This window comes from Aeromonas aquatica, assembly GCF_000764655.1.
In the GTDB taxonomy this organism is placed as follows: Bacteria; Pseudomonadota; Gammaproteobacteria; order Enterobacterales; family Aeromonadaceae; genus Aeromonas; species Aeromonas aquatica.
Genome location: NZ_JRGL01000013.1, coordinates 15059 through 38894, shown reverse-complemented (window position 1 = coordinate 38894; position 23836 = coordinate 15059). Strand labels below are relative to the sequence as shown.

The following is a 23836-nucleotide window of genomic DNA, read 5'->3' as shown; positions in this document are numbered from 1 at the left end:
TTCTTGCGAATACTGCTGGTATATCTGGGACCGAGGCGGGCGGGTAAATCTGCCTCCTGGTTTGTCGCACCTGATAGCAGAGGGGCACAAGCTCAAGCTGAAAGCGGCGTGACCGGTCACAAGAAAGTCAAAAGAAAGGCTCCAGAAATGGGGCCTTTCGTCATTTAACGAATTAACGAAATGGTGATGCATGGGGGAAGTAACGGCCCTGGTCGATGCCTACCGGTGGAACATATCCAAGATGGCGGACGCCTTTGGCTTGCACCGCGACACGATACGACGACGCCTGATTGATGCTGGCGTGAAGCCGTGCGGCAAGAAGGGAAACGCTCCTATTTATCACCTCGCTGACGCCTCCCCCGCCATCTTCGCCAGTCAGTCCGTCCAGGTTTCAGAAGTGGTCAAGCCGGAAAGGCTGGGCCCAAAGGATCGAAAGGAATGGTTCCAATCCGAAAACGAGCGCCTGAAGTTCGAGAAGGAAGTGAGGCGGGTTATCCCCGAGGAGGAGCACAGGGAGGGGCTGGCCGAAACCCTCAAGGTGGTTTGCTCCTTCTTCGACTCCCTACCGGACAAGATGGAACGGACCCGCATGTTTACCCCTGAGCAGCTGGAGCAGCTGGAGGCCGTTAGCGACTCGATGCGCAACCAACTTTATTTTGAGCTGAAGGAGCTTGCCGACTGATGTACGCCAAAGCCTCAAGGGTGCGCCGAGATGTGATTGAGCTTGTTAGGGCTCCATCCCGCACCCCCTTGTCTGAGTCAGCAAAAGAGCTCCTTTATGTGGAGCAGTCCGGGGCCATGGTGCCCTGGGATGCCGCCCTGACCCCCTACATGATCGAGCCCATGGACACCCTGAAAAGTCGCCGCTATGACTCGGTGATATTCGTAGGGCCAGCCCGAACGGCAAAAACGGTCTCCCTGGTGGATGGCTGGGTGATGGATACGGTTGCCAGGGACCGGGCCGACATGCTGATCGTCCAGATCTCCGAGGACAAGGCCCGCGAGTACAGCAAAAAGCGATTACAGCGCTGCTTTGCCGCAAGCCCCCAGGTGCGGGCCGCCCTTTCGCCATATGGCCACGATAACAACGTACACGACATAAAGACCAGGGCGGGAAACTTCCTCAAGGTGGGGTGGCCTTCAAAGACCGTGTTTGCCTCCTCCGACTGGCGCCGGGTGGCCTTGACCGATTATGACCGGATGCCCCCAGACATTGGCGGCGAGGGGTCGGGGTTTATCCTTGCCGGCAAGCGAACCCAGACTTTCATGAGCTCCGGGATGGTGCTTGCCGAGAGCTCCCCAGGTTTTGAGATCACGGATCCCGGCTATCGACCGGCAACCAGACATGAGGCACCGCCAACCCTTGGCATCCTGAGCCTCTACAACCTGGGGGATCGGCGCCTGTTCATGTGGCAGTGCCCGGACTGCCGCGAGTGGTTCGAGCCTGGGTTTGAACTTCTTCAGTATGACAAGGAGGAAACGGACCCGGCCAGGGCATCCAAGCATGTTGTGATCGCCTGCCCACATTGTGGATCGGTATATGAGGAGGGCCAGCGAGTGAACGGCAAGCCGTTCAAGCTCCAGGCCAACGCTGGGGGCTTATGGCTGCCCGAGGGTTGCACCCTGGACCGGGCCGGCAGGATGCACGGGGAGCCCAGGCTGACCCGCACGGCCAGTTTTTGGCAGAAGGGGCCAACCGCCGCTTTTCAGACCTGGAATCAGCTTGTTTATAAATACGTTGCCGCCCTGAAGGTGTACGACTCAACCGGTGATTTCAAGGACCTGAAGGCAACGATCAACGTTGACCAGGGCAATGCATTCACCCCACCCCGAGCCACGGAAAGGAGCGCTGAAGGCTGGGCCTCCCGCCGTGCGGATCTGGGGGTCAAGGTGGTTCCGTCTTGGGTGCGTTTCCTGATCGCCACCATAGATGTGCAGGCCGGAAAAGAGCGCCGTTTTGAGGTGCAAGTGCAAGGTTTTGGCCCTGGTCTTGAGTCAGTGATTATTGATCGCTTCAAGATCGAGAAAAGCCGGCGCCAAGACCCAGAGAACCCCGAGAAATTCGTGAGGGTGAAACCCGGCGTTTACGACGAGGATTGGGATCTGATCACCGAGAAGGTGGTGAAAAAGGCATACCAAATTGATGATGGCTCGGGCCGCCTGATGCCCATCTTGCGCACGGTATGCGATAGCGCGGGCGAGGACGGCGTGACAGACAAAGCCTATGCGTATTTCCGCCGCCTTAAGCAAGAAGGCTTACACCGCCGATTTCGGCTTGTGAAGGGCTCCGGCAGGAAGGGCGCCCCAGTGATAGAGGAGCGTTTCCCAGATAACACAGGCCGCAGTGATCGCAAGGCCAAGGTCTGGGGCGATGTGCCGGTGATGTTCCTCAACTCCGACCGCCTGAAGGATATTGCCAGCGCCTCCTTGTTGAGGGATGAACCCGGCCCCCGCTATATCCATTTCCCGGATTGGTTGCCAGAGCGCTTTTTTGACGAGCTCAACGCCGAGGAGCGAGACGCGGCGGGGCACTGGGAAAAGGTGGCTGCGCGTAATGAATCTTTCGACCTGTTACACTATGCGTGGAGCGCCATCTATTGGCTGAAGGCCGACAAGATCACCGACTGGGACAATCCGCCGCTGTGGGCTGAAGCCATAGACAGCAACCCGGAAATTCTGGACGGATCCGCAGATTGTGAGGTGTTGGCCAAGCCAGCCAGACGGCGCAGACGGTCTAGTTAAAGGGGGGAGTTAGTGGCATTCACGCAAGAAGATATACAGAACCTAAACGAGGCCATTGCAACCGGCGAGCTGTCGGTTGTTGTCGATGGCCGCGAGATCACCTATCGCTCCATCAAGGAGCTGATGGAGGCAAAGCGCCATATTATCCATTGCCTTAGAAAGGGCTCCTCGCCGTTCGCCGGTTATCGTGTCCAGCTGGACAGGGGGATCCGATGACGCGGCAAAGCGTGATCCTGGGTCTTGATGGCAAATCCCTTGCCGTTGGTGGGCAGCCCTACGAGGGCGCCACGAGGACCCCGAGGGGGCATGGGTGGCAGGCCCCAGCCATAGGACCAAATCGCGCCCTAGCGGCTGCCGGCCCGGTTCTGCGCAATCGCTCACGGCAGGCGCACAGGAACAGCCCCTATTTGCGCTCCGCCATCGAGAAGGGTGTTACCGCTGAGGTGGGGAAAGGGGTTGTCCTGATCTCCACCTGCAAGGACCCGGACGTAAAAGAGGCACTAGATGCCCTGTGGAAGCAGCACCAACACTGCTTAGATCCCTGGGGGGATATGACTTTCGGCGCCATCCTTCAGCAACTGTCGAGGGCCCGTAAGACTGGCGGCGAGGTGTTCATTCGTCGCATTCCGACCACCATCAAGGCCGGCCCCCGCGTCCCGTTCGAGTTGGAGATCCTGGAGGCTGAGTTTTGCCCGATGGAGCTCAATAAGCGCCTGGCAGGGAACCGCCGTATCGTTCAAGGGGTGGAGCTCCTGGGCCGGAAAAAGGTTGCCTTTTGGTTCCACAAGCAACACCCAACCGATTTGGATTGGGGCACGGTGACGATCAACGATCTGGTGAGGGTTCCGGCCCGCGACGTTATCCACCATTACCAAGCTACGCGCCCCGGTCAGATCAGGGGTGAGCCAGGGACAAGCGCGGCCCTGTTGAAGGATCGGGAGTTTACCGAGTACAGCGACGCCGAATTGGTGAGGAAGAAAACCCGCAGCGCCTTTACTGGTTTCCTGTACCGGGAGAACTTCGCAGAGGACGATATGGAGTTCGACCCCCAAACGGGGAAGCCTCTTTATGAAGACGTTGCCGCGCCAGAGCAAAGCCAAGAGGTGGCCGTTGGGACCATCTTACGCGGGATGGCGGGTGAAAAACTCCAGCTGTTCGAGGGGGACAGTACCGGCGCCGGCTATGCGGATTTCATCAAGTCCCAAATGCAGCAACTGGCCGCCGCCCTGGATATACCCTATCCGGTTTTGACTGGGGATTGGTCGGGCCTGAGTGACCGCACGATCCGGGCAATCTTGAACGAGTACCGCCGAGGGGTGGCCAGCGATCAGCTCAACCTGTTGGGCTTCCAGGTGTGCCTTGGTGTGTGGCGCTGGTTCGTCGATTCGTGTGTATTGATGGGTCATATCTCTGCCCCGGATTTTGCCGACAACCCTTGGGCTTACTACGCCCTCGACATTCGCCCGGATGCATGGCGCCACCTGCACCCAGAGCAGGACATTAGATCCCGCGACATGGCGATCAAGAGCCTATACAGCAACCCAGAGCGCGAGGCGGCGGATTGCGGCGCGGACCTTGATGAGAACATGGCGGCTACCGCGAGGACCATCAAGAAATGGCGTAACATCTGCGCCGAGAATGATTTGAACCCTGACAATCTGCCAATGTTCGGGGGTTCTACCGGCGACAAGGAGACCGAAGAATGAAACAAGGGCTCGCCCTGCGATACCTGACAACCAAAGCCTGGGCCCTCGACGGCGCCCACCTTCAGGCCATGGGGGAGATTTCAGCCCGTGACCTGGATAACCTGGACATGTCAGCTCTTGGCTTTCCTGCGCCTTCAGCCCTGGCGACTCGCCCAGGGCAGAAGGCCCAAGCGGGGTATGAGGTGCGGGACGGTGTGGCCGTCATTTCCGCCATTGGGGTTATCTCTCGATACGCCGGGATGTTCGAGGCCATTTGCGGGGGAACATCGACCCAGACACTGGCTTGTCAGATTCAAGCCGCGCTCGATGATTACACCATTCGTGGAATCGTCTTGGTTGTAGATAGTCCGGGCGGCGAGGCCAACGGGATCCACGAGCTGGCCGAGCTGATTTACTCCGCAAGGGGCAAAAAGAAAATTGTTGGCTATACGGGCGGAATGGCCGCCTCGGCTGGTTACTGGGTCCTGTCAGCCTGCGAGGAGGTGGTGATCGATGCCACGGCCACGGCTGGGTCAATCGGGACGGTTCAGACAATGCGGATCCGCAAGGCATCCAAAGATGAGCCATTCGAGACGATTGAAATGGTGTCCAGCCAGTCCCCGCTGAAGCGAATGGACCCCAAGGGCAAGGAGGGCCGGGAGGCCTACCAGGAAAGCCTTGATCAACTCGCCGAGGTGTTCGTGACCAGGGTTGCCGCCTATCGAGGCGTGACCCGTGACGCGGTTGTAAATGACTTTGGCCAGGGCTGGGTTTTGATGGGTGAGCATGCAGTAAAGGCGGGCATGGCAGACAAACTTGGCTCCCTGGAGTCTGTGATTAACGATTTAAAGAAAGGACGAAATAAAGCAATGAGTAACACCCCAGCCGCCAGCGCTGCCACCATTGAACAAGCCATTTCCCTGTCTGCCGGCATGACCGTTTCTGATGCCGTGGCGTCCCTGGCTGAAGTCGCTCCCGAGGTGGTCGCCGCCCTGGTGGCCGAGAATGTGGAGATCGGCGCGGCCCTGCCGGATCAGGCGACCATGGCCACCGCTGATGTGGTGTCCTTTATCACTGAGGCTCGCCCGGATGTGATGGACGCGATCAAGGCATCCATGGCGCCCCCGGTGCCGGCAATGGCCATTGCGCACGCCGCCGATATTGTCCAAAAGGCCGCCGCCGCTGGGATCCCGGCCCTTGCGGCGGACCTGCTGAAGGAAGGGAAAACCCTTGCCGCCGCCGAATCAGCTATCGCGTTCGCTTCCACGCTCCGTGTTAAACTCGCCGCCGTTGGGATGGATGGCGCCATCGGTGCCTTGATGGCTGTTGCTGACAAGCCCGCCGATCTGGTTGCCGTGGCAATCCAGGAGGCCCAGGCCCAGGCGTCCGGTGAGGCTCATATCAACAGCGAGCAGCAGAGCAAAAATTCGGCCAACTGCGACCACCTGGACCCGTCCACTATCTACGCCAACCGATAACCAGTAACCCAGGCCCTGCCCCGTTCGGCGGGGCCATTTCCAGGAGTGACAAATGAGCGTACAGGCCGCAATGGAGTCTGAAAAATTCGGTATCAAAAACCTGACCGCATCGATCAACAAAACCAAGGTCCCCAAGTGTCGGCTGGCTGAGCTGGGTGTGTTTTCAGAGAAAGGCGTCACCACTACCCATGTGGACGTTGAGCACAAGGCGGGCAAGCTCCAGATCGTGACCGACAAAGAGCGGGGCGAGGAGGGCGACAAGGCCGAGCGCGGCGACCGCGATGTAATTACCGTGCGCGCCGTTCACCTGCCGCTCGTTGGTGAGATCGTGGCTGATGATCTGCAGGGCGTCCGAGCGTTCGGCCAGGAGTACGCCAACGACGACGGCGGCGAGCGTTTCCAGGAGGTGATCGACGAGCACTTTACCGATAAGCGCTTGTCCCTGGATATTACTATCGAGAGCCTGCGCTTTGGTGCCCTCAAGGGCAAGGTGATCGGCAAGTCTGGCCGCACCCTGGTTGACTTCTTCAAGGAGTTTGGCCTGAACGAGGCGGACGCCCAGCATGAGATCGATTTCTCCGCTCCCAAGGGGGTCCGTAACCAGATCGCCGAGGTGCTGCGCAAATCCAAGGAGAACCAGGACGGTGTGCCCGCTCGCCGTTATCGTGGCTTTGCCTCTCCCGAGTTCATGGACAAGCTGATGGAAGATCCGAGCTTTGTTAAGGCTTACGAGCGTTTCCAAGATGGCAAAGCCTTGCGCGAGGATGTGCGCGGCGGCATCGACTGGGACGGCATCTTGTGGGAGGAGCACAACGAGAAAATGCCAGATGGCACTCGCTATGTTTCCGAGGGCACCGCCCTGGTGTTCCCAGAGGATAATCGCGGCTTGTTCCTGACCCGCTTTGCCCCGGCGAACTACAACGAGACCGTTAACACTGTCGGCCTCCCGTATTACGCCCGGGTCGAGCCCAAGAAGTTCAACAAGGGCCTCGACACTGAAAGCCAGTCCAACCCGATCAACATCTGCACCAGCCCCCTGGCTGTGCGTCAGTTGTCGATCAAAGGGATGGTGGCCTCCGAGTCTAAAGCCAGCAAGTAATGGTCGATCCGTTCCTCAAGGCCACCCGCCGAACCATTCGGCGGGTAGGCCGGCACCAGTCGGTGCTTGCCATTACTGAAATGGGGGAGGAGCGAAAACTAGGGGCCGTCTTTGTCAATCCTGAGTCTGTGGGCTATGTCCGTCAGTCTGGGAAGGGCTCGGGCGGCCCCTCTTTTCGTTCTACGGCCAAGAGGTTGCGGGCCTTAACCGAGGAGGTCCACGACATAACAAACGAGTGGGTGATTGTGGTGAACGGGGGCCGCTACTTCCCAGCAGATTGGGAGGCGGACGGCGAGGGGTCAACCCTGATTTTCCTGGCCACCTCCCAAGAACTGGAGGAGGGGGATCCCGATGGCTGGCGGTAATTTCGAGCTGCTGTTTGACCGGGCCGCGCTCCAGGGGCTGATCGCTACCCTGGAGGCTACCGGGTCGGAAGTGACAAAGGCGGCCAATCGTGCCGCCGAGCGGACCATGAGGAGTGTTAGATCCGGGGTTGCTAAGGAGGTGGCCAAAGCTCACGGGATCCCGGTCAAGATGCTCACGAACCGAATAACTCTGAAGTCATACAAGGGCGAGGACCCGGTTTGGATTCTGTTTGTCGGGATTAACAGGATGCCGGTCGATGTGGCAGACCCCAACGTGAAGCAGACCGAGGCGGGCCTAAGCCACAAGGGCGGCATGGTCAAAGGTGGTTTTTACCAAGACGTTTTCCACCATGGCCGCAAAGGCTGGATCCGCAAGAAGCGGGCCCGAGAGCTTGGCCTTAAGCTCCCCGGCCTGGATGGCCCCGGCTCCGGCGTTAATATTGATGGCCGCTTTCCTGTTATTCGCATTTCCCACGACTTGGCCACTATCACAACCCCCATTTTCAGGCGTTACCAGAAGATCGCCACCCGCACTTTTGAGGCTCGTTTTGAGCATGAGCTGAAGCACATCAAAGGGATGACATGATCACCGATTTTACCGAGCTAAACCGGCTGATGGCCGACACACTCAAGAAGGCAATTCCCCGCCTAAAGACCGTCGATGTGATGCCGGATGAACTGGCCGACTCCATGCAAACGCCGGCTGTATTTATCGACCTGGAGAGCTTCGAGCCGGGCAAGCGTCTAAGCGGTGGCCGGAATGCGCACGAGTGCGCGTTTGCGGCCTATTGCGTACTTTCCACCCGAACCAAGAATCACGAGGCCCAGATTAAGAACATGGCCGCCGCCGTGGCCGGCAAGGTTCACGGGCAACGGTGGTCCCTGTCTGATGCCGTAGCCCTGCCCTCCCGTATCGCCGCCATGCCTGGGATCTTCAAAGAGGATGCCCACGGCCTCGCCTGCTGGGTGGTCACTTGGGATCAGACCGTTTACCTGGGCGAGGAGTGGGCCCCCGATGATGAGCTTGGGGATGGGTTTTGGCTGAAGGGCTGCCACGACCACCCACACCGCCTGGAGGATTTCCCTAAGTGAGCGTAATGGAGCGCCTGGAGCGCCTGGAGCGGGCTTTGGAGCAAATGGTGGTCAGGGGCACAGTTGAGCAGGTGGATCACCATAACTACCGCGTGAGGGTGCGCTATGGCCCGGATTCGGTGAGCGACTGGATCGAGTGGAAGCCGTCCCGTTCTGGTCAGGTAACTATCTGGTCGCCTCCCCAGGTGGGCGAGGGGGTGACGGTGATCAGCAATGGCGACGTGAACCAGGGCGAGGCGTTTATCGGGTCCTATCATAACGCCATGCCGGCCCCTGCCAGTGATCCAGATTCAACCGTGATGCAATGGCCAGATGGGACGGTGATCACTTACAACATGGCCACGCACAAGTTATCCGTTGTCGTTGCCGGCGATGTGGATGCAGACATAACGGGGAGCGTGAATATCAAGGCGACCGGCGCCGCCAAGGTTGAATCCGGGGCATCGGTGAGCGTGAAGGCCAAGGGCCCCGCCAAAATTGAATCCGCCGCCACCTGTGAAATTGTGGCAGCCAAGGCCGTAATCCTTAAGGGTGCGGGTGTCACGATGGACGGCGGGGGCGGTGGTACTATCGGCAGCGATGGCGGCAAGGTATCCCTTTGCGGGGGTGGCTCCGGGGTTGTGACGGGCGCGCACATCTGCGCCTATACCGGCAAGCCACACGGCGACTGTTCGAGCAAGGTGTTTGCCGCAAAATAACGAAATGAGGAAATAACGAAATGACGACCATTGCCGTGATGTGTCGGGATACTGGAAAGGAGTTAAACGGGATGGAGTCGCTACGCCAGCGGCTCACGGATTGCCTGAGCTTCCAAACTGGGACGCTCGTTGGTCGCCGTCTATATGGGGCCGATCTCCTCTCAATCCTGGATAGGAACATGACCCCAGGATTTCCGATGGATGTGTTTGTGCGGGTGGCCGCTGCTGTGGCCGAACCAGAGAACGGCTTACCCGATTTCAGGCTTGATCAGGTGGGCATAACCTCCGCTGGCCCCAACTGGCTGGAGCTCCAGGTGGTGGGAACCTGGGTTCCATCGGGCGAGCCGACAACTATTGAGGGGGTTAGGATTGGCTAAGGTAGATTTGCGGCTGCTGCCGCCGCTGAGTGCAGTAAAACAGATGACCTATGGCGCGATCCAGGAGGAGATGGCCAAGGTGGGCAGCCTGGACCAGATGACGCCATCGGATCCGGCGTTTCGGACCATGCTTGCCGGCGCGTACCGGGAGCAGATGTTACGCCAGGATGCAGATGATCAGGTGAGGGCCGTCATGCTGGCCACCGCCCACGGGACCGACCTAGATCACATCGGTGTCACTTACTACCGTATGAGCGACGGGAATCCTGTTTCTCGCCTGGAGGGGGAGGGTGACGAGGCTTATCGCCAGCGCCTGCACGAGTCCCCCAGCGGCTTATCTGTTGCCGGCCCAAAGCCCGCCTATGAGTTCCACGCCAAGAGCGCGCATCCGAACATGAAACAAGCGTTATGCACCTCCCCCGCCCCGGTGTGCATAACCATGTATATGCTGGGTTATGCCGGTAACGGGACGGTCACAAGGGCACAGTGCGATATTGTCGAGGCGTACCTTTGGAACCGGCGCCCCTTAACTGACAAGGTTAAGGTGGAGTCGGCGGTGGTTATCGAGTACAGCGTGAAAGCTGTTTTGCTCCAGGGGAGAAACCCCGATCCTGACTCGGTGATGAAGCGAGCCCAGGAAAACGCCACCGCTTATGTGGCCATGATGCACAAGTTTAAAGGGAAAATTACCGCCTCCGCATTACACGCCGTGTTGATGGTTGCGGGGGTTGAGGAAGTGAATCTGATAGAATGGTCAGACGTGGTTTGCGCCCCCACTGAGGCCCCATATTGCACAGGTATCGCGCTTGAGTTTGGGGGCTGGACAGATGGCGAGTAATGACCCCAATTGGGTAATGCCCCCCCTGCTGCCCCGTTCAAGCTCCGTGCTGGAATGGGAGTTAGATAAGGCCCTTTCCCACATCGAGAGCGTGGAGATCCCCATATCTACCCTGTGGGATCCCTGGCGCTGTCCAGAGGTTGCCTTGCCCTATCTGGCGTGGGCCATGAATACGGACACCTGGGACCACTCATGGTCTGAGAAGGTGAAGCGCCAAGTCATTGCGGGCGCGCTGGACTTGCACAGAGGAAAGGGCACCAGGGCATCTGTAGAGCAGGCCTTGGAGTCGTTAGACGTAAAGTGTGACCTGCGGGAATGGTTTGAGCCCGGTGGCGAAGATCTGGAGCCTGGTATGTTCCTGGTCACTGCTTTTGTGTCTGTTGATTACACAAAGGGTGTAGATTCGGCGATCACTAGGCATATCCGGGAGGCCGTTGATGCCGCCCGCCCGTACTCCCGCCCCTTCCTGCTGAGTGTGCAAGGGATGCTGAGGGCTGAGTTTGGCGTTTATGCCGCCCTGAGAATGACCGCCGTCACGGTTCTTAAGTTCGAGACATGAGGAAAAGCATTTGAGCGATAACGTTGTTGAAGCCCAGGCCCTGCGCCCTGTGGTGACAGATAAGGGCCTGGAAAAGGCCCTTGATGCTGCGACCCTCGGCAAGCCCGCCAAGGTTACGCATATCGGTATATCCAACATCGCAGGCACCACAACCAGCGCACAAACCACCCTGCCGGGTGAGCTGTACCGGATGGAGGTTGCAGACGGCAAGAAGGTAAGCGCACACCAGATCAACATATCCGGCCTGATCGATGACACCCGCCCCAGCGCGGACATTTACGGGATCGGCTTCTACCTGGAAGATGCGACCCTGTTTGCCGTCTACCACCAGAAAACCCCATTGCTGAACCATACGGCAGGGACAACCCTTCTTGTGGCCATGGATCTGGTTATGGGCAACATCCCGGCCGATTCCGTGACCGTGGAGAGCACGGGGGCAGATCTGGCCCTGGGGGCTTTCGTTCCCATCGAGCGCAAGGTGAACGGCAAGGAACTTCGCCAGGACATTACGATCACCCTGGCCGAGCTCAAGGGGGTCCCCCTCGTCCGCAAGGTGAACAACAAGGCGCTAGACAAGGACATAACCCTGACGCCGGATGACATTGGCGCCCTGGATCGCAAGAAGGGCGGCAAGGTTGAGGCCCCTTTGACGGTTTCTGGTCAATTGCAGGTGCATTCTGTAGATGGGTATGGCGCCAGGATCTCCGCGTCTGACGGCTTGCTGTATTTCCAGGGTGGCAAGATGGATCAGGCCGCCGCAGATCAAAAGATGGTCCTTGGTGGCTGGACGGGCAAGCCCCTTTCTTTCCTCCGTTTCCAGATGGCTGAGGGGGCGAATCCGGTTGTGCGGGTGGGGGCTTCAGATTATGGCCTGCTTCATGATGGAAATAACCCTTACAAGGGTTGTGGCTTGGGTGAGCAACAGGCCTTTACTGTGACCGATCTCAACTCCGACCCGCTGACCTGGAACGGCGGCAAGATGGGTTATTTTCGGGCTATCTCGACCACAACCAGCAAGCCGGATGACCAAGCCGGGACTGGCCTTTTGTTCCGGTATCAGACCGGTGAATCGTCCATCGTCAATCTCATTTTCATCGCCCATTCTGGGATCATGTATCGCCGCCGCTGGTCCGGGTCAACCTGGAATAGCTGGACAAAGAGCTATGACACCGGCAACAAGCCGACCCTGGCCGAGCTTGGCGCGGCACCTGCTGGCTTTGGCTTGGGTGGTATGGGGGTTCGCGCTCCGAGCGATAACCTGGATCTAATCACGGCCAGCGGCTTTTATGCCGCCTATGGCGAGACGATTAACGGCCCATATGACAAAGGCCCGTCAGGGTCCCAGGTTATGCACACCCAATGGGGCGGCGATTCTGGCGCCTCTCAGATGTTTTTCAGTTACACCCAGGACCGGATTTTCTGGCGCCGGAAGTATGTGGGCGTTTGGGGTCAGTGGAGCGAAATCTATCACACCAACCACAAGCCGACGCCGGCTGATATTGGGGCTTTTCCATCCATCGGCGGCGAGGTCACAGGCGATGTTAAGGCCCGTCGATTTGAGGCGGCCCAGGCATCAAGCCCATTCTTGACTGGGAAAGACCCCGTCCACTTGCAGAGGGCGGCAATCTCTGCGGAAAGCGGCCTTGCCATGCTGTGGAAAAAGAATGATGACATTGCGGGCAAGTCTAACGAGTTCATCGGCATTGACCACTCTAGCAACCTGCTATTCCGTCAGGACGCCGGCACAGGTGATAAAAAATACCGTGATTTAAAGGTCTTTCATGCTGGTTTCCCCCCTTCGCCTAATGAGGTCGGTTCATTGGCTGGCTCCAGCAAGGTTTCCGCCTTGCGCGCAGGAAAGGGGTGGCAGGGCTTGGCCCGCGTGAAGATCCCGCAAGATGCATCAACAATCAAGTTCACCATTACAGGCGGTGCCGGTTTCAACGTTGGCTCGTGGGACCAGTGCGATGTAACGGAAGTTATTTGCCGGTCTGGCAACAACAACCCCAAGGGGATCAACGTTGTGGCCTATCAACGCGGCGGCTTCTCCCCGGCGGTTACAAATGTTGCCTGGAAGAATGAGACCGGCGACGAGTACACGATCTGGGTTGAAACATCGGCTTACGCCAATATGGGGGTTTTAGTCGAGGCTGTAACCGCTGGGGCAACCCTGGTGGGATGGAGCACTGGCGCACCAGGGGCGACCAAGCCAGCCGGGGTAACGGATGGCTTGGTGATCAAAGCCTACAACACCAAATTCTTGCCGACCCCGGCAGATGTTGGCGCCCTGCCGACTGGTTCTTACAAGCCCCGTTCTGATTCCCTTGGGAATGCCGAGCGCACCATTGCCACCGTGGGAACTGGTGACATGGACACCCGTCCAGCGGGAGATTATGGCTTGTTCAACGGCTCCACGGTCGCAAACTCGCCATTCAAGGCGTATTTCTATTGCGAGACAAAGAGCATTTACAGCAATCAGGCTCTGCTACAGACAGCCTATCCCTATGATGATGCGGGCGGCGTGTATCACCGCAATTACTCCCAGAACACCAAAGCATGGACGCCGTGGCGCTTGGTGTATACCAGCAAAAACAAGCCAACTCCGGCCGACATTGAGGCGGCAGTGAGCAGGGTGGTGGGTTCTGTTGATGTATCAACGCTCACAGAGGCCGGTTTCTATAACGTTTCGGCCCCCTCTCCGAGCTGGCCTTACCCCACCGCTGGCGGCGGCCTTCTGGTAATGAATCACGGAAGTTTCGTGACCCAAATTGCCTCTAGTGGTGGAACTGGTCAGCTGAAAGTGAGGCAAAAGACGGGTACCGTATGGAAGCCTTGGGTTGACATCTACACCGCTGATTTTAAGCCGACCCCGGCAGACATTGGGGCTTACACGAGAGCAGAGGTCGATTCGCGTTTGGTATCCAAGGCGATAGGCCATGCCAAGCCGCTGGGCACTGAGGATCTTGACACTCTCCAAACTCCTGGCGTGTATGCCCAGTCAGCCAATGCCAACGCCTCGGCGGCGAGGCATTACCCGGAAAACGTCGCGGGCTCCCTGGTGGTTTACCAAGCCGCTGGCGTGATCCAGGAATATCGGTCTTATAACAGCTCCAGAATCTGGACCCGAGCAAAATATGCCGATGGAGCGTGGACTGCCTGGGCGCGTGAGTACAACTCACTGAACAGACCGACAGCCGCCGATGTGGGCCTTGGGAGCGTGGTTAACAAGGGCTGGAACTATGGCCCAGTGGGTGACACTTACGCTGTAAGGGACGCGGCGGGAGATCTACAGGTGCGGCTGCTCCGGGCAACATATCAGGATCAGGCTGATTTTAGTGGGGCTATTGCATTCCGCATTAACAGCTCGACGGATAATTACACCCGCTATTGCAACAATCCCGCCGCCGTTCGGGCTTGGCTTGGCGCGGCGCCGGCCACTCACACCCACACAGCCGCACAGGGCAACGCCGATATTGTAGCCGGCGGCTGGGGGCAGGTGGGCACTTACGCTTTAGCCTCTAACATTTCAGGGGTAACAAAGAATATTGGCCAAACAGTTGCGGGGTCTACTCTTGTGCCAGCGTCAGCGGGGGATCGCCACCAAGACGGCGCAACTCTGCCAGGAACATGGAAATGCCTTGGTTTATCTTGGGGTTCTGGCGGTAACTTTGACGCGCGAATTACGCTTTGGCTTCGCGTCTCGTAACGAAATAACGAAATAAGGAATTAATGAAATAATGAAAATTGAAGTAATCAAAGCTCACTCCCCCCGCTGGGGCAACCACGAGCAAACCGCGATCAACATGATGGCCACTTTTTCCCACTTGCCGGGTCAGGACCTGCCATTTACCGCCCATCATGATGATGTCGAGCTCCATGGCCGTGAGCTCTTTGTGCGGGCCAAGTTCGGCGAGTATGGCGAGGTTGCCCCCTATGACGGCCCCACCCAGATCGAGATGGAGCAGAAGGCATTTGCAGAGCGCAAGGAAACCGAGTTGAGGCGCACTGAATCGGCCATAGCGCGATTGCAGCGCCTGGACCGCCTGGATGTGCTGACCGAGGCCGAAGCAACCGAACTAGAGGCCCTGGAGCGTCACAGCGTGGAGGTTATGAGGACCAAGCACGGCAGGATCCCGCATTTCGCTTTCGCGTCTTGATTCAACGATTGGTGTAATATTCGAGGGCTCGCCACTATGGCGGGCCCTTTTCGTAACTGAGGCAATGACATGAATAAGTGTTTTGTTGTCCTGGCCGTGGCCTTATCCCTGACCGGCTGCGCGGTCCCGGCTGACATGAAAAACGACCAACAAGAGGAGCGCCAAGCCCTCCGAAACTTCCACCTCGCCGAGCGGGAAGCCTACCGGGCGACCCAGGCGGCAAGCTTGGTGCGCGGCGTCAGTGTGGCGGCCACCGCAAACAAACAACTGGCCGATTCTGAGCTGAAGAAAGCCGCCGACAACCTGGCCAACGCCCTGGCAGAGTAAGGATAAAAAATGAGCAAAACCAAATCAGCACTGGGCGTCTCCCGGGCCCTCGCATCCAGTGATTTTTTGCATGGCGTGGAACACTTTTGGCTTGAGGATTCGACCCGGCCAATCGAGGTCATGGCGGCCTCCGTGGTCGGCATTGTCGGCCCGTCTGAAGATGCCGACGCTGAGATATACCCCCTTAACAAGGCCGTTCTGATCAATAGTGACAAGCAGGTTGCAAAGGCGGGTGTTGGCCCCTTGGGTTCGGCCCTCCGTGACATCTACCGCCAGAAAGGCGCCTTGTGCGTTGTTGTTCGCACACCCAGCGAGGCAATCCCAGGCTCCGCTCAAGATCCAATCGTGGGCGAGGTGGACGGGGAGGGCAACGCCTCCGGCCTTCAGGCTCTGCTTGCTGCTGAATCCTCAACGGGGGTTCGTCCAACCATCTTGATGGTTGCCTCCGCTGGCGATAGCGATCTTGAAACCCACACGCCAGCCCTTGAGGCAGTAGCAAACAAGCTCCACGCGATCCCGGTTATCGGCATGTCCAAGGGGGGGCCAACTGCAGCTATGGCCGAGGCTGAAAAACACGACGGGACTTTGGTTGTGTATGGCGAATGCTACTTTGGCAAGGATGCGACCGGCGCCCCGCTTTATCGTCCGTTCCTGCCGACTGCTGTTGGCCACATCATGCGGGTTGATGCCGAGGAGGGTTATTGGAACTCCCCCAGCTCCCGCAAGATCCTGGGCCTGTCCGGGATGCGGGTGCCAGTAGATCACGCCCTCGGATCTTCCACCTCGACCGCCAACTTGCTGAACGCTGCCAACGTGTGTTGTGTGGTGGGTCAAAAGGGCGGGTTCTACTTCTACGGCAACCGCCTGACCGGTCCTAAATCCATGGTGATCCCGCACCAGCGGATCCGCTACATCGTGGGCCTCTCCATCATGGAGTCTCACCAGGAGCTTGTGGACCGCAACGTTACGGCTAACTACGTGGAGGGCGTGAAGGGGCGAGTAAACAACCTGCTTCGCCGCATGGTCTTGCGTGAGGTGATCAGCGGCGGTGAATGCTGGGTAGATCAGGAGCTCAATCAATCCATGATCGGCACTAATCAGGTGGTATGGGATTACGATCTCGGGTTCTACGATGTGGCCGAACGCTGCACCTTCCGCCAGCACGTTAACCGCTCATACAACGAGGCGATTTTCGCTTAACCAATCTAGGGGGCTTGGTTGCCCCCACCACCTGGAGACTAAATAGATGGCTGCAAAGCTCCCCCACGTCCTGGTTGATATGAATGCATTCCTGCGGGATGAATCCTACGCCGGGTTGATCAACAAAATGACTCTCCCCAAGATCATTGTTAAAACGGCTGAAAAGGCCATGTCTGGTGTTGCCGGCGCCGTTGAGCGCTCACTCGGTCGCCTGGAAAAGATGGAGTCCGAGGTGACGATTGAGGCGTTTCACCCAACGGTTATCGGCCTCCCTGGCTCCAACGCCTCGCGTGACGAGCTGATCATTGTGCGCGGCGCCCTTGATGTTGACGGCGGCGTGGTCCCCCTGGTGGTGCGCTTCTCCGGCTTGTGGAAGGATCTCGACCTGGGAGAAATCAACCCAGAGAAAGAAGTTGAGGTTAAATCTAACGTCGCCATCGAGCATTTCGAGCTAGAGGTTGATGGCCGCGAGCTGATCTATGTGGACAAGCTCACCAATGTCTGGCGCATGAATGGCCGCGACATGACCAAGGACATTCGCGCCGCACTGGGCCAGTAACGTGCAGCGGTTAAACGCGGCGTGTAATATGGAGGGGTGGCGCTAGGCCACTCCTTTTGTTTTTGTAGAGGTGACAATGAAAACCGTAGAGCTGCCAACCCCCATCAAGATCGGCGAGACTGACGTTGCCGAATTTTCCATTCGTGAGCCACGTTCTGGCGAGCTGCGCGGCCTTGAAGTGGCCTCGATTCTGCGCATGGATTACAACACCCACCGCACCTTGATCCCCCGTATCTGCCCCCAGCTGACCGCCAACGTAATGGACCAGCTGAGCCCTAAAAATCTCCTGGCCGTGCAAACTGAGGTTGTCGGTTTTTTCGTGGACTGACGGCATACCCTGAGAACGTTATGGAGATCGAGGCCGATCTATTCATGATTTTTCAGGGGTGGGATGCAGGGACGACCGCCAGCATGGGGATCCCTGAGTTGATGCAGTGGCACAAGATCGCTATCGAGCGCCACACAAGCCAGGAAGGGGGCTAGGCCGCAAGGCTTGGCCCTTTGTTTTTGGGGGTAGATGTTGAAAGAGAATAAGCGCCTTAGCTTCATCCTGGAAATGGTGGACAAGGTGACCGCACCATCCCAGAAGGTAAAGGGCTCCATGCAGGAGCTCGGCAAGAGCGCCCAGGGAGCGCGCCGGGATGTTTCAGCCCTGGGCAAGCAGGCCGATGATCTGCGCAGCATGGCCATGATGCAAAAGAGCCTCAAGGCGTCCCAGGTGCAGGGCGAGATCCTGACCGAGCGAGTAACCACCCTTCGGACCGCCCAGGCGGCAACGACCAAGCAGACCCAACAACTGTCAGATAAGGCCGCGTCCTTGCGGGTGGCCATGCAGTCAGTAGAGAAGCCGACCAAGGCAATGCGCGAGGAGGTGAAGCAGGCCGAACGGGCATACCGTGACAGCGTAAAGGCATCGTCCGCCCAGCGGGCCGAGCTCAAGTTAGCCGAGCAGGCCGCCAAGGGCCACGAGAAAGCCACCCTGAAGCAGCAAGACGCGCTGCGCCAGCTCGATGAGAAGTTGCGCCGGTCAGGGGTGGACACCCGAAACCTTAGCGAAGCCATGGCCCAGAACCGCACCAAAACGTCCCAGGCCACGGCAGAGCTAAACAGGCACAGCGAGGCGCTGGACAAGGCCAAGAATCGCCAGGAGGCGTTAACAAGGGCCAAGGCGCGGCATGATAAGGCGGTTGCAGCCTCCGCCAAGATGGCGACTTATGGCACTGCTATGGTTGCCGGCGGTGCTGCTGTGGCCGGTGGCGTTTATGCTGCCGGGTCGCCATATCGGGATTTTGACAAGCGAATGTCCGCCGTCCAGGCGACTGGCGCGATGAGCTCGGACACCAAGGCACAGCTTGCCAAGGCCGCCCGTGACGCTGCCAAGGTTTCATCGTTCGGGGCCTCTGATGCCGCAATGGCTCAAAACTTCCTGGCCATGGCAGGCTTTACCCCTGACCAGATCATGGCATCGATCACCGATGTTCTGAACCTCGCAGCCTCTACAGATACAGATCTAGCTGCAACGGCAGACATTGGATCCAATATTCTGTCTGGTTTCGGCCTTCAGGCTGACAAGATGCTGAGTGTTGCCGATCTGCTGACCAAGACCACAACGAGCTCCAACGTGGATCTTCGGATGCTGGGCGAAACCATGAAGTATGTTGCCCCGGTGGCCAAGGCAGCCGGCCAAGACATTGAATCAGTGGCCGCAATGTCTGGCCTTCTGGGGAATGTGGGTATCCAGGGCTCCCAGGCGGGCACGGCGTTACGTGGTGCGCTCCTGCGCCTCTCCGGCCCCACCAAGGAGGCACAGAAAGAGTTTACCGCCCTGGGGGTTGCAACCAAGGACGCGGCGGGCAACGTCCGGGCGCTTCCTGATGTGCTGGCCGACATTGCCAGGGCCACGGACAAGATGGGCACAGGGGATCGGCTGGCCACCCTCAAGACCATGTTTGGCGAAGAAGCCGCGGCCTCCCTGGCTGAGCTCCTGGACAAGGCCGGCGCTGGCGAAATTGACCGATACACGGCCAAGCTGAGAGCGTCCCAGGGTGCGGCGGCAGCGGCAGCGGCAGCGCGTCTAAACAACCTGGACGGCGAGATAAACCAATTCGGCTCGATGCTGGAGGAGGTGCAACTGAAGTTCGGCGAATCCTTCGATTCCATGTATCGGGGGATCGTCCGGTTTGCCACTAAGGGGCTGGCCGCGCTTGATGAGTGGATGGCCGCTAACCCTAAGATGGTGAAAGCCATCGGGCTTGTAACGACCGCGTTTGGCCTCCTCCTGTCGGCCTCCGGCGCCTTGCTGATCGGCCTGGGGGGCTTGTGGCTGATGTTCGCAAAGATGCGCCTTGTCATGTTCCTGGCGTCCTGGGCTTGCAAGGGCCTTGCCTCCTCCCTAATGGGGTTCATCAAGACCCTGACCATGGCCGCCGTCTCGGTGGTGGTGATGATTGCCCGAATGGCCGCCTGGGTGGTGGTGCAAACCCTATCCCTGGCCCGAACAGTGGCCATGACCGCCGCCATGGTGCTGTGGCGCTCCGCTCTGCTTTCCGGTGCCGCCGTCATGGCCACCATAACCGCCGCACAGTGGGCTTGGAATGTCGCCCTTTCTGCCAACCCCATTGGGGCCATCATCGCCGCCGTGGTCGCCCTGGTGGCTGCCGGGGTGTGGTTGTGGAACAACTGGGACACCGTGACGGCAAAGTTTGCCGAGGGGTGGGCCGGTATTCAGGCTCTCTTGGCCATGGATCCCATGGATGCCCTGAGAACTCTATGGGCCCCGGTATCTGAATTTTTCGCCTCCCTATGGGATAGCGTGGCCACAAGCATGATGGCGAAGGTTGAGGAGATGATCGGATCGATCATGGCAATCCCTGACCGTCTCAAGCAGGCCATGGCCGGTGGTTGGGAGAAGGTGAAGGGGGCGGGCAACTGGGCCCTTGGCGGTTTCGGCCAGCTTGACCAGGAAACGCAGGAGGCCATCAAGGAGGCGCCCAAGGCTCCGGCCACGCCGGCAGCCTCGCCGGCTCCGGCGCAGCCTGTAAAGGCCGCGCAGCTCAGGCCGCGAACAGAGGTGATCACCCATGCCCCGGTGCTGCAAAACAATATCCAGGTTCACGGCTCAAACCTGACCGCCCAGGATGTTGAGGCAGCCGCCACCCGCTCCGGGCGCGCCCTCCTCGAGGAGTACAACCGCAATCTCGCCAAGCAACAACGCGGAAGGATGTATGACTAATGATTTCTGAGTTTGCCGACAACTTTATGAGGGGGCTAAAAGCCTCCTCTAATGCGTATCAGGGCCCATCTGTAATGATGGATTTAGGCGGCCTCCGGTTTGGCATATCAACGCAGGAATACGAGGAAATCAGGACCTCTATGAGCTGGCGCTGGGCCGAAAAGCAGCGATACCTCCGCACCTCGGCCTTGCAGTTCCAGGGCATTAACACGGTCACAAAAACCCTGTCGATCACCGTTATCGCAGAGACAAGCCACGACCTGGAGTTTCTGCCGGTGGTCCAGGCTATGGGGGATGATGGGGTGCCTTATCGCCTGGTTGCCGGCGCCGCTCGTCCCGTGGGTGGCGTGACCACCATTTCGGGGGGCTCTGATCTTGGGCTGTGGTGTATCACCGACCTGGATATTACCGAGTCCGAAATGATGCGGGACGGAACGGCGATGCTTTACAAAGCGAGCTTGACCATTAAGAGCTACGGGGAGGACAGGGCTTGAGTAACGCCACTCTAACGATGGTCTACACCACAAAACAGGGCGATATGCTGGACGCAATTGTGGATGAACATTACAACCGGGATCCCCAGGCCCTGGCCCTGGTGCTAAATGCAAACCCAGGGCTCGCCAAGCTGGCCGTGAGGCTGCCGATGGATCTTGAAATCACCCTGCCGCCCCTGCCAGTGAGGCAGCGGCAAACAATCACGATCTGGGGATAACGAAATGAAGAAAGCGCGCTTTCGTGTAGAGGTTAAGGGGGTCGATATGACCCGCCTTATTGCGGATCGATTCTTGGGTATGACTATCTCGGACAACTCCGGCGAGCAGTCGGACCGCTTCGCCATTACGATGGACAATCGGGACGACCTGATCACGTTTCCCAGGACTGGCGTCAAAGTGGGGATCTGGATCGGCAACGAGGGGGAGCCACTAACCGATAAGGGGCTCTATACCCTCGACGAGATCAGCGAAGATCTAAACACAGGGGAGATCGAGATCAGCGGAAATTCGGCGGATATGACGGGACCAATTCGGACCCCTAAAACCAGAACCTGGGAGGCGCCATTGACCCTGGGGCAGCTGCTGGAGAAGGTGGGCAAGGAATGCGGTTACACCTGCCGGGTTCATCCCAAGTTGATGGGGATCCCAATCGGCCATCAAAATCAAAGGGCTGAATCGGATCTGAACCTTATAACTAGATCCGTGCGGGCTCGCGGTGGTATGGTGAAGGTTGCCAATGGGATGATCGTCGCCACTCCAAAGAGTAGCGGGGAGAATGCCGCAGGGACACAGATCCCGCTATTCGTTATCTCTGACCCCTCGGAAAGCTCCGGGCGCGTGACCATCCAGGAGCGCGGGAGTTATGGGGCCGTCCAGTGCTCATACTTCGATGAAGGCAAGCAACAGGTTGTGAACCTCGTTGTTAAGTCGGGCGAGGGTCAAACGCTGGTGCTGAAGGGGCAGGAGAAAACGAAAGAGGCGGCCCAGGCACGAGCCGAGGCAAGGCTAGGGGAGCAGGAGAGGGGGCGGGCCGAAATGAGCCTTACAAGGCCCCTGACACCCGAGATAATCGCCCCCGCCAAGGTCCAGATTGTGGGCCACCGGCAATCGGCAAATGGGGTCTGGTTTGTGGAAACTGTCGATCACGAAATTGGCAAAGATAGGGCCGCATCTTCAGTGCTGCGGCTGAGTACCAAGGAGCACGAGGCGAGCAAAAAGGGGTAGACTTACACTCCCCGTTGATAGATACTCGCCCCCGATCCAGAAAGGACACATAAAAGGAAAGGGCCCATGAGTGCGAATCATGAGCCCTTACGAAGTGAGGCCCCGATCATCATCAAAGCACCCCCAAGCAGTGCGATGATAGCCGCCTTGCTTCCATTTGACAAATGCAAGTTACTTGGAAGGCAAAATGACCCAGGTCACGAAGAAGAATGCCGGCCGCCCACGCGGTCTCGGCAAGGCGAACCCTAGCCACGTCCCAGGATCAGGTAATGGCATCGGCCATGATCCATCCGCCCCTGATTTCTCGATGGCTCGCACCGCCTTGGATGCGGCCACCCTCCCCGCCATACTCCGAGAAATGGCTGAAAACCTGTTCAGCTATTACCGTGATCCCGAATCCCTCCTTGCCCTGGCCACCCTAAACGGCAGGACTAACCGTGATGGCAAGATGCGCCGCAACCGTAGCGAAGGCCGCGAGGCTGAAGTGAAGGCCGGGATCTCCATTCTGCTATGTATGGATCTAACCTCGTTGATTGTTGGCATTCCCACCAAGTCTGGCCACATCCATCGGACATGCCGGGAACTGGCACGAAAGGTGGGCATGGTCGATCACAAGGGCCACCCACATAAGCGGTTCCAACGGGCGTTTCACCGTTTCCAGGATGCCGGATATATCACCATGCACCGGGTCGCCGCTAAAGGTGACGGCGGGCGCATTATCCAGACCAGCGCAATCAAGAATGTGAGCGCTGATTTCCTAACTATCCTGCTGGGCGGCTCTAAGCGTGATCGTGAGCGCCTGGAAGCGGCCCGCAGCCGCCATTATGTTCACCAAAAGCCAAAGTTCGAGCTAACCGAGGCCGAGCGCCGAGAGGTGGAGCGGGCGAACCTTCAGGCCAGGATGGCCAAAGAGGCCCAAGACCGTAAGGCGGCGCGTGAGGCCTCAGCGTATCGGGCAGCAAACCCAGAGGCCCCCATTGTGCTAACTCCCCAGGAGAAGGCCGCAGCCCACGCCGCAGCCCGCCAAGCCTACCAAGCCCACCTGCTGAACTCTGGGGAGGGCTTCGCCAGCATTCATACCAAGCTCAAGGCGTTCCCCTCCCTGGAGAAGTGGGAGCCTAGTTTCACGCCCCCGCAGTAGACGCGCCCAGGCGCCACCATACGGATACAAGCCCCCGGCCCTAGCGCTGGGGCTTTGTCGTGGTCCAGATCCGGCAAATGGCCACTGAGGTGGCCAGGATCGCCCTTTCATCATGCTTGGCGCCGGCCAGATCCCCCGCGCCCCATCCCGCCGCGTACAAAAGATCCACAAAGAGAGTTGAATGGAGCTGTGCATAAGTGCGCGCCGGCAACCGCTAAGTGTCCAGGCTGCCACCCTTAAGCGTCCATGATTCTCAATTAAGTAAGACCAATTTATTCTGCTTTACTTATTCTGTTCTAAAGATTCAGTTAGTCGCTAACGCTCCTGGAGAATGCCCGCCCTTGCACCTTCGCTACGCTCAGGGCCGGTTCGGTCGGTCGCTTCGCTCCAACTACCAAAACCCGGTCGCTATCGCTCCCAACGATGACCGCCCTTGCAGGCTCGCAAGCTCGCCGCCGGTTCGGTGGCGGGAAGCCGGCAAGGCCGCCGCATAACTGGCGCTCTAGGCGCTCTTTTGTCTCCGACACTCAGCAAAGGCTGATGCGCCTCCCTGGAGTGGATTTAAAGAC

General features: G+C 58.6%; 25 protein-coding genes. All 25 read left to right on the top strand.

Annotated features, from left to right (window positions below):
* The first annotated feature begins 190 nt into the window (after window positions 1–190).
* The 25 genes from LG30_RS0104105 (at window position 191) to LG30_RS0103990 (ending at window position 23267) form a co-directional block, all read left to right on the top strand.
* Window positions 191–682: a DUF1441 family protein gene (locus LG30_RS0104105; RefSeq protein WP_033129441.1), complete on the top strand. Its 492-nt coding sequence runs from the start codon at window positions 191–193 to the stop codon at window positions 680–682.
* Window positions 682–2742, top strand: a complete 2061-nt coding sequence (locus LG30_RS0104100) for a phage terminase large subunit family protein (RefSeq protein WP_052100836.1) — start codon at window positions 682–684, stop codon at window positions 2740–2742. The genes LG30_RS0104105 and LG30_RS0104100 overlap by 1 nt, the downstream gene beginning before the upstream one ends.
* 12 nt (window positions 2743–2754) lie before the next feature.
* Window positions 2755–2958, top strand: a complete 204-nt coding sequence (locus LG30_RS0104095) for a phage head-tail joining protein (protein ID WP_033129440.1) — start codon at window positions 2755–2757, stop codon at window positions 2956–2958.
* Complete coding sequence (locus LG30_RS0104090; RefSeq protein WP_033129439.1) at window positions 2955–4448, top strand: phage portal protein; 1494 nt, start codon at window positions 2955–2957, stop codon at window positions 4446–4448. Before LG30_RS0104095 ends, LG30_RS0104090 begins: the two co-directional genes overlap by 4 nt.
* Window positions 4445–5905 carry a S49 family peptidase gene (locus LG30_RS0104085; protein ID WP_052100834.1) on the top strand — a complete coding sequence of 487 codons (1461 nt, stop codon included), beginning with the start codon at window positions 4445–4447 and terminating at the stop codon, window positions 5903–5905. Before LG30_RS0104090 ends, LG30_RS0104085 begins: the two co-directional genes overlap by 4 nt.
* A 52-nt stretch (window positions 5906–5957) precedes the next feature.
* The gene (locus LG30_RS0104080; RefSeq protein ID WP_033129438.1) at window positions 5958–7004 is read left to right on the top strand and encodes a major capsid protein; all 1047 of its coding nucleotides are present in this window, start codon (window positions 5958–5960) and stop codon (window positions 7002–7004) included.
* A gap of 239 nt (window positions 7005–7243) precedes the next feature.
* A complete protein-coding gene (locus LG30_RS22860; protein WP_274518487.1) occupies window positions 7244–7369 on the top strand; it encodes a hypothetical protein in 126 nt (41 codons plus the stop codon).
* Window positions 7356–7955, top strand: coding sequence for a hypothetical protein (locus LG30_RS0104070; RefSeq protein WP_033129436.1), 600 nt, complete (start codon window positions 7356–7358; stop codon window positions 7953–7955). Before LG30_RS22860 ends, LG30_RS0104070 begins: the two co-directional genes overlap by 14 nt.
* Entirely contained in the window at window positions 7952–8461 is a 510-nt protein-coding gene (locus LG30_RS0104065; RefSeq protein ID WP_033129435.1) for a hypothetical protein, read from the top strand. Before LG30_RS0104070 ends, LG30_RS0104065 begins: the two co-directional genes overlap by 4 nt.
* A gap of 5 nt (window positions 8462–8466) precedes the next feature.
* Window positions 8467–9159 (top strand): phage baseplate assembly protein V, encoded by a 693-nt coding sequence (locus LG30_RS0104060; protein WP_238566378.1) that lies wholly within the window; start codon window positions 8467–8469, stop codon window positions 9157–9159.
* Window positions 9160–9179: 20 nt separating this feature from the next.
* Window positions 9180–9536, top strand: coding sequence for a GPW/gp25 family protein (locus tag LG30_RS0104055; RefSeq protein WP_033129433.1), 357 nt, complete (start codon window positions 9180–9182; stop codon window positions 9534–9536).
* The gene (locus tag LG30_RS0104050) at window positions 9529–10374 is read left to right on the top strand and encodes a baseplate assembly protein (protein ID WP_033129432.1); all 846 of its coding nucleotides are present in this window, start codon (window positions 9529–9531) and stop codon (window positions 10372–10374) included. The genes LG30_RS0104055 and LG30_RS0104050 overlap by 8 nt, the downstream gene beginning before the upstream one ends.
* 16 nt (window positions 10375–10390) lie before the next feature.
* Window positions 10391–10933 carry a phage tail protein I gene (locus LG30_RS21100; protein WP_161785811.1) on the top strand — a complete coding sequence of 181 codons (543 nt, stop codon included), beginning with the start codon at window positions 10391–10393 and terminating at the stop codon, window positions 10931–10933.
* A gap of 10 nt (window positions 10934–10943) precedes the next feature.
* Window positions 10944–14639: a phage tail-collar fiber domain-containing protein gene (locus LG30_RS21095; protein ID WP_052100830.1), complete on the top strand. Its 3696-nt coding sequence runs from the start codon at window positions 10944–10946 to the stop codon at window positions 14637–14639.
* Window positions 14640–14670: 31 nt separating this feature from the next.
* Window positions 14671–15090 carry a hypothetical protein gene (locus LG30_RS0104035; protein WP_033129431.1) on the top strand — a complete coding sequence of 140 codons (420 nt, stop codon included), beginning with the start codon at window positions 14671–14673 and terminating at the stop codon, window positions 15088–15090.
* Window positions 15091–15159: 69 nt separating this feature from the next.
* Complete coding sequence (locus LG30_RS0104030) at window positions 15160–15417, top strand: hypothetical protein (RefSeq protein ID WP_033129430.1); 258 nt, start codon at window positions 15160–15162, stop codon at window positions 15415–15417.
* A 9-nt stretch (window positions 15418–15426) separates the two neighbouring features.
* Window positions 15427–16617, top strand: coding sequence for a phage tail sheath C-terminal domain-containing protein (locus tag LG30_RS0104025; protein WP_033129429.1), 1191 nt, complete (start codon window positions 15427–15429; stop codon window positions 16615–16617).
* Between the two features lie 46 nt (window positions 16618–16663).
* Entirely contained in the window at window positions 16664–17176 is a 513-nt protein-coding gene (locus LG30_RS0104020) for a phage major tail tube protein (protein ID WP_033129428.1), read from the top strand.
* Between the two features lie 76 nt (window positions 17177–17252).
* The gene (locus LG30_RS0104015) at window positions 17253–17504 is read left to right on the top strand and encodes a phage tail assembly protein (RefSeq protein ID WP_033129427.1); all 252 of its coding nucleotides are present in this window, start codon (window positions 17253–17255) and stop codon (window positions 17502–17504) included.
* Window positions 17505–17524: 20 nt separating this feature from the next.
* Window positions 17525–17659, top strand: coding sequence for a GpE family phage tail protein (locus tag LG30_RS22980; protein WP_152599013.1), 135 nt, complete (start codon window positions 17525–17527; stop codon window positions 17657–17659).
* A gap of 34 nt (window positions 17660–17693) precedes the next feature.
* Entirely contained in the window at window positions 17694–20408 is a 2715-nt protein-coding gene (locus LG30_RS20920) for a phage tail tape measure protein (RefSeq protein ID WP_034514527.1), read from the top strand.
* Entirely contained in the window at window positions 20408–20902 is a 495-nt protein-coding gene (locus tag LG30_RS0104005; protein ID WP_033129426.1) for a phage tail protein, read from the top strand. Before LG30_RS20920 ends, LG30_RS0104005 begins: the two co-directional genes overlap by 1 nt.
* Window positions 20899–21120: a tail protein X gene (locus LG30_RS0104000; protein WP_052100829.1), complete on the top strand. Its 222-nt coding sequence runs from the start codon at window positions 20899–20901 to the stop codon at window positions 21118–21120. Before LG30_RS0104005 ends, LG30_RS0104000 begins: the two co-directional genes overlap by 4 nt.
* Window positions 21121–21124: 4 nt before the next feature.
* Entirely contained in the window at window positions 21125–22126 is a 1002-nt protein-coding gene (locus LG30_RS0103995) for a contractile injection system protein, VgrG/Pvc8 family (RefSeq protein WP_033129425.1), read from the top strand.
* Window positions 22127–22313: 187 nt separating this feature from the next.
* Window positions 22314–23267, top strand: a complete 954-nt coding sequence (locus LG30_RS0103990; RefSeq protein WP_152599012.1) for a hypothetical protein — start codon at window positions 22314–22316, stop codon at window positions 23265–23267.
* Window positions 23268–23836: the final 569 nt, after the last annotated feature.

Bases quoted from the DNA above. Each gene is read 5' to 3' on its own strand.
- LG30_RS0104030 (WP_033129430.1), top strand. From the start codon at position 15,160: ATGAATAAGTGTTTTGTTGTCCTGGCCGTGGCCTTATCCCTGACCGGC.
- LG30_RS0104105 (WP_033129441.1), top strand. From the start codon at position 191: ATGGGGGAAGTAACGGCCCTGGTCGATGCCTACCGGTGGAACATATCC.
- LG30_RS0104060 (WP_238566378.1), top strand. From the start codon at position 8,467: ATGGAGCGCCTGGAGCGCCTGGAGCGGGCTTTGGAGCAAATGGTGGTC.
- LG30_RS20920 (WP_034514527.1), top strand. From the start codon at position 17,694: ATGTTGAAAGAGAATAAGCGCCTTAGCTTCATCCTGGAAATGGTGGAC.
- LG30_RS21100 (WP_161785811.1), top strand. From the start codon at position 10,391: ATGCCCCCCCTGCTGCCCCGTTCAAGCTCCGTGCTGGAATGGGAGTTA.
- LG30_RS0104020 (WP_033129428.1), top strand. From the start codon at position 16,664: ATGGCTGCAAAGCTCCCCCACGTCCTGGTTGATATGAATGCATTCCTG.
- LG30_RS0103990 (WP_152599012.1), top strand. From the start codon at position 22,314: ATGACCCAGGTCACGAAGAAGAATGCCGGCCGCCCACGCGGTCTCGGC.
- LG30_RS0104080 (WP_033129438.1), top strand. From the start codon at position 5,958: ATGAGCGTACAGGCCGCAATGGAGTCTGAAAAATTCGGTATCAAAAAC.
- LG30_RS0104015 (WP_033129427.1), top strand. From the start codon at position 17,253: ATGAAAACCGTAGAGCTGCCAACCCCCATCAAGATCGGCGAGACTGAC.
- LG30_RS0104065 (WP_033129435.1), top strand. From the start codon at position 7,952: ATGATCACCGATTTTACCGAGCTAAACCGGCTGATGGCCGACACACTC.
- LG30_RS0104005 (WP_033129426.1), top strand. From the start codon at position 20,408: ATGATTTCTGAGTTTGCCGACAACTTTATGAGGGGGCTAAAAGCCTCC.
- LG30_RS22980 (WP_152599013.1), top strand. From the start codon at position 17,525: ATGGAGATCGAGGCCGATCTATTCATGATTTTTCAGGGGTGGGATGCA.
- LG30_RS0104085 (WP_052100834.1), top strand. From the start codon at position 4,445: ATGAAACAAGGGCTCGCCCTGCGATACCTGACAACCAAAGCCTGGGCC.
- LG30_RS0103995 (WP_033129425.1), top strand. From the start codon at position 21,125: ATGAAGAAAGCGCGCTTTCGTGTAGAGGTTAAGGGGGTCGATATGACC.
- LG30_RS0104025 (WP_033129429.1), top strand. From the start codon at position 15,427: ATGAGCAAAACCAAATCAGCACTGGGCGTCTCCCGGGCCCTCGCATCC.
- LG30_RS0104100 (WP_052100836.1), top strand. From the start codon at position 682: ATGTACGCCAAAGCCTCAAGGGTGCGCCGAGATGTGATTGAGCTTGTT.
- LG30_RS0104055 (WP_033129433.1), top strand. From the start codon at position 9,180: ATGACGACCATTGCCGTGATGTGTCGGGATACTGGAAAGGAGTTAAAC.
- LG30_RS0104035 (WP_033129431.1), top strand. From the start codon at position 14,671: ATGAAAATTGAAGTAATCAAAGCTCACTCCCCCCGCTGGGGCAACCAC.
- LG30_RS0104090 (WP_033129439.1), top strand. From the start codon at position 2,955: ATGACGCGGCAAAGCGTGATCCTGGGTCTTGATGGCAAATCCCTTGCC.
- LG30_RS0104070 (WP_033129436.1), top strand. From the start codon at position 7,356: ATGGCTGGCGGTAATTTCGAGCTGCTGTTTGACCGGGCCGCGCTCCAG.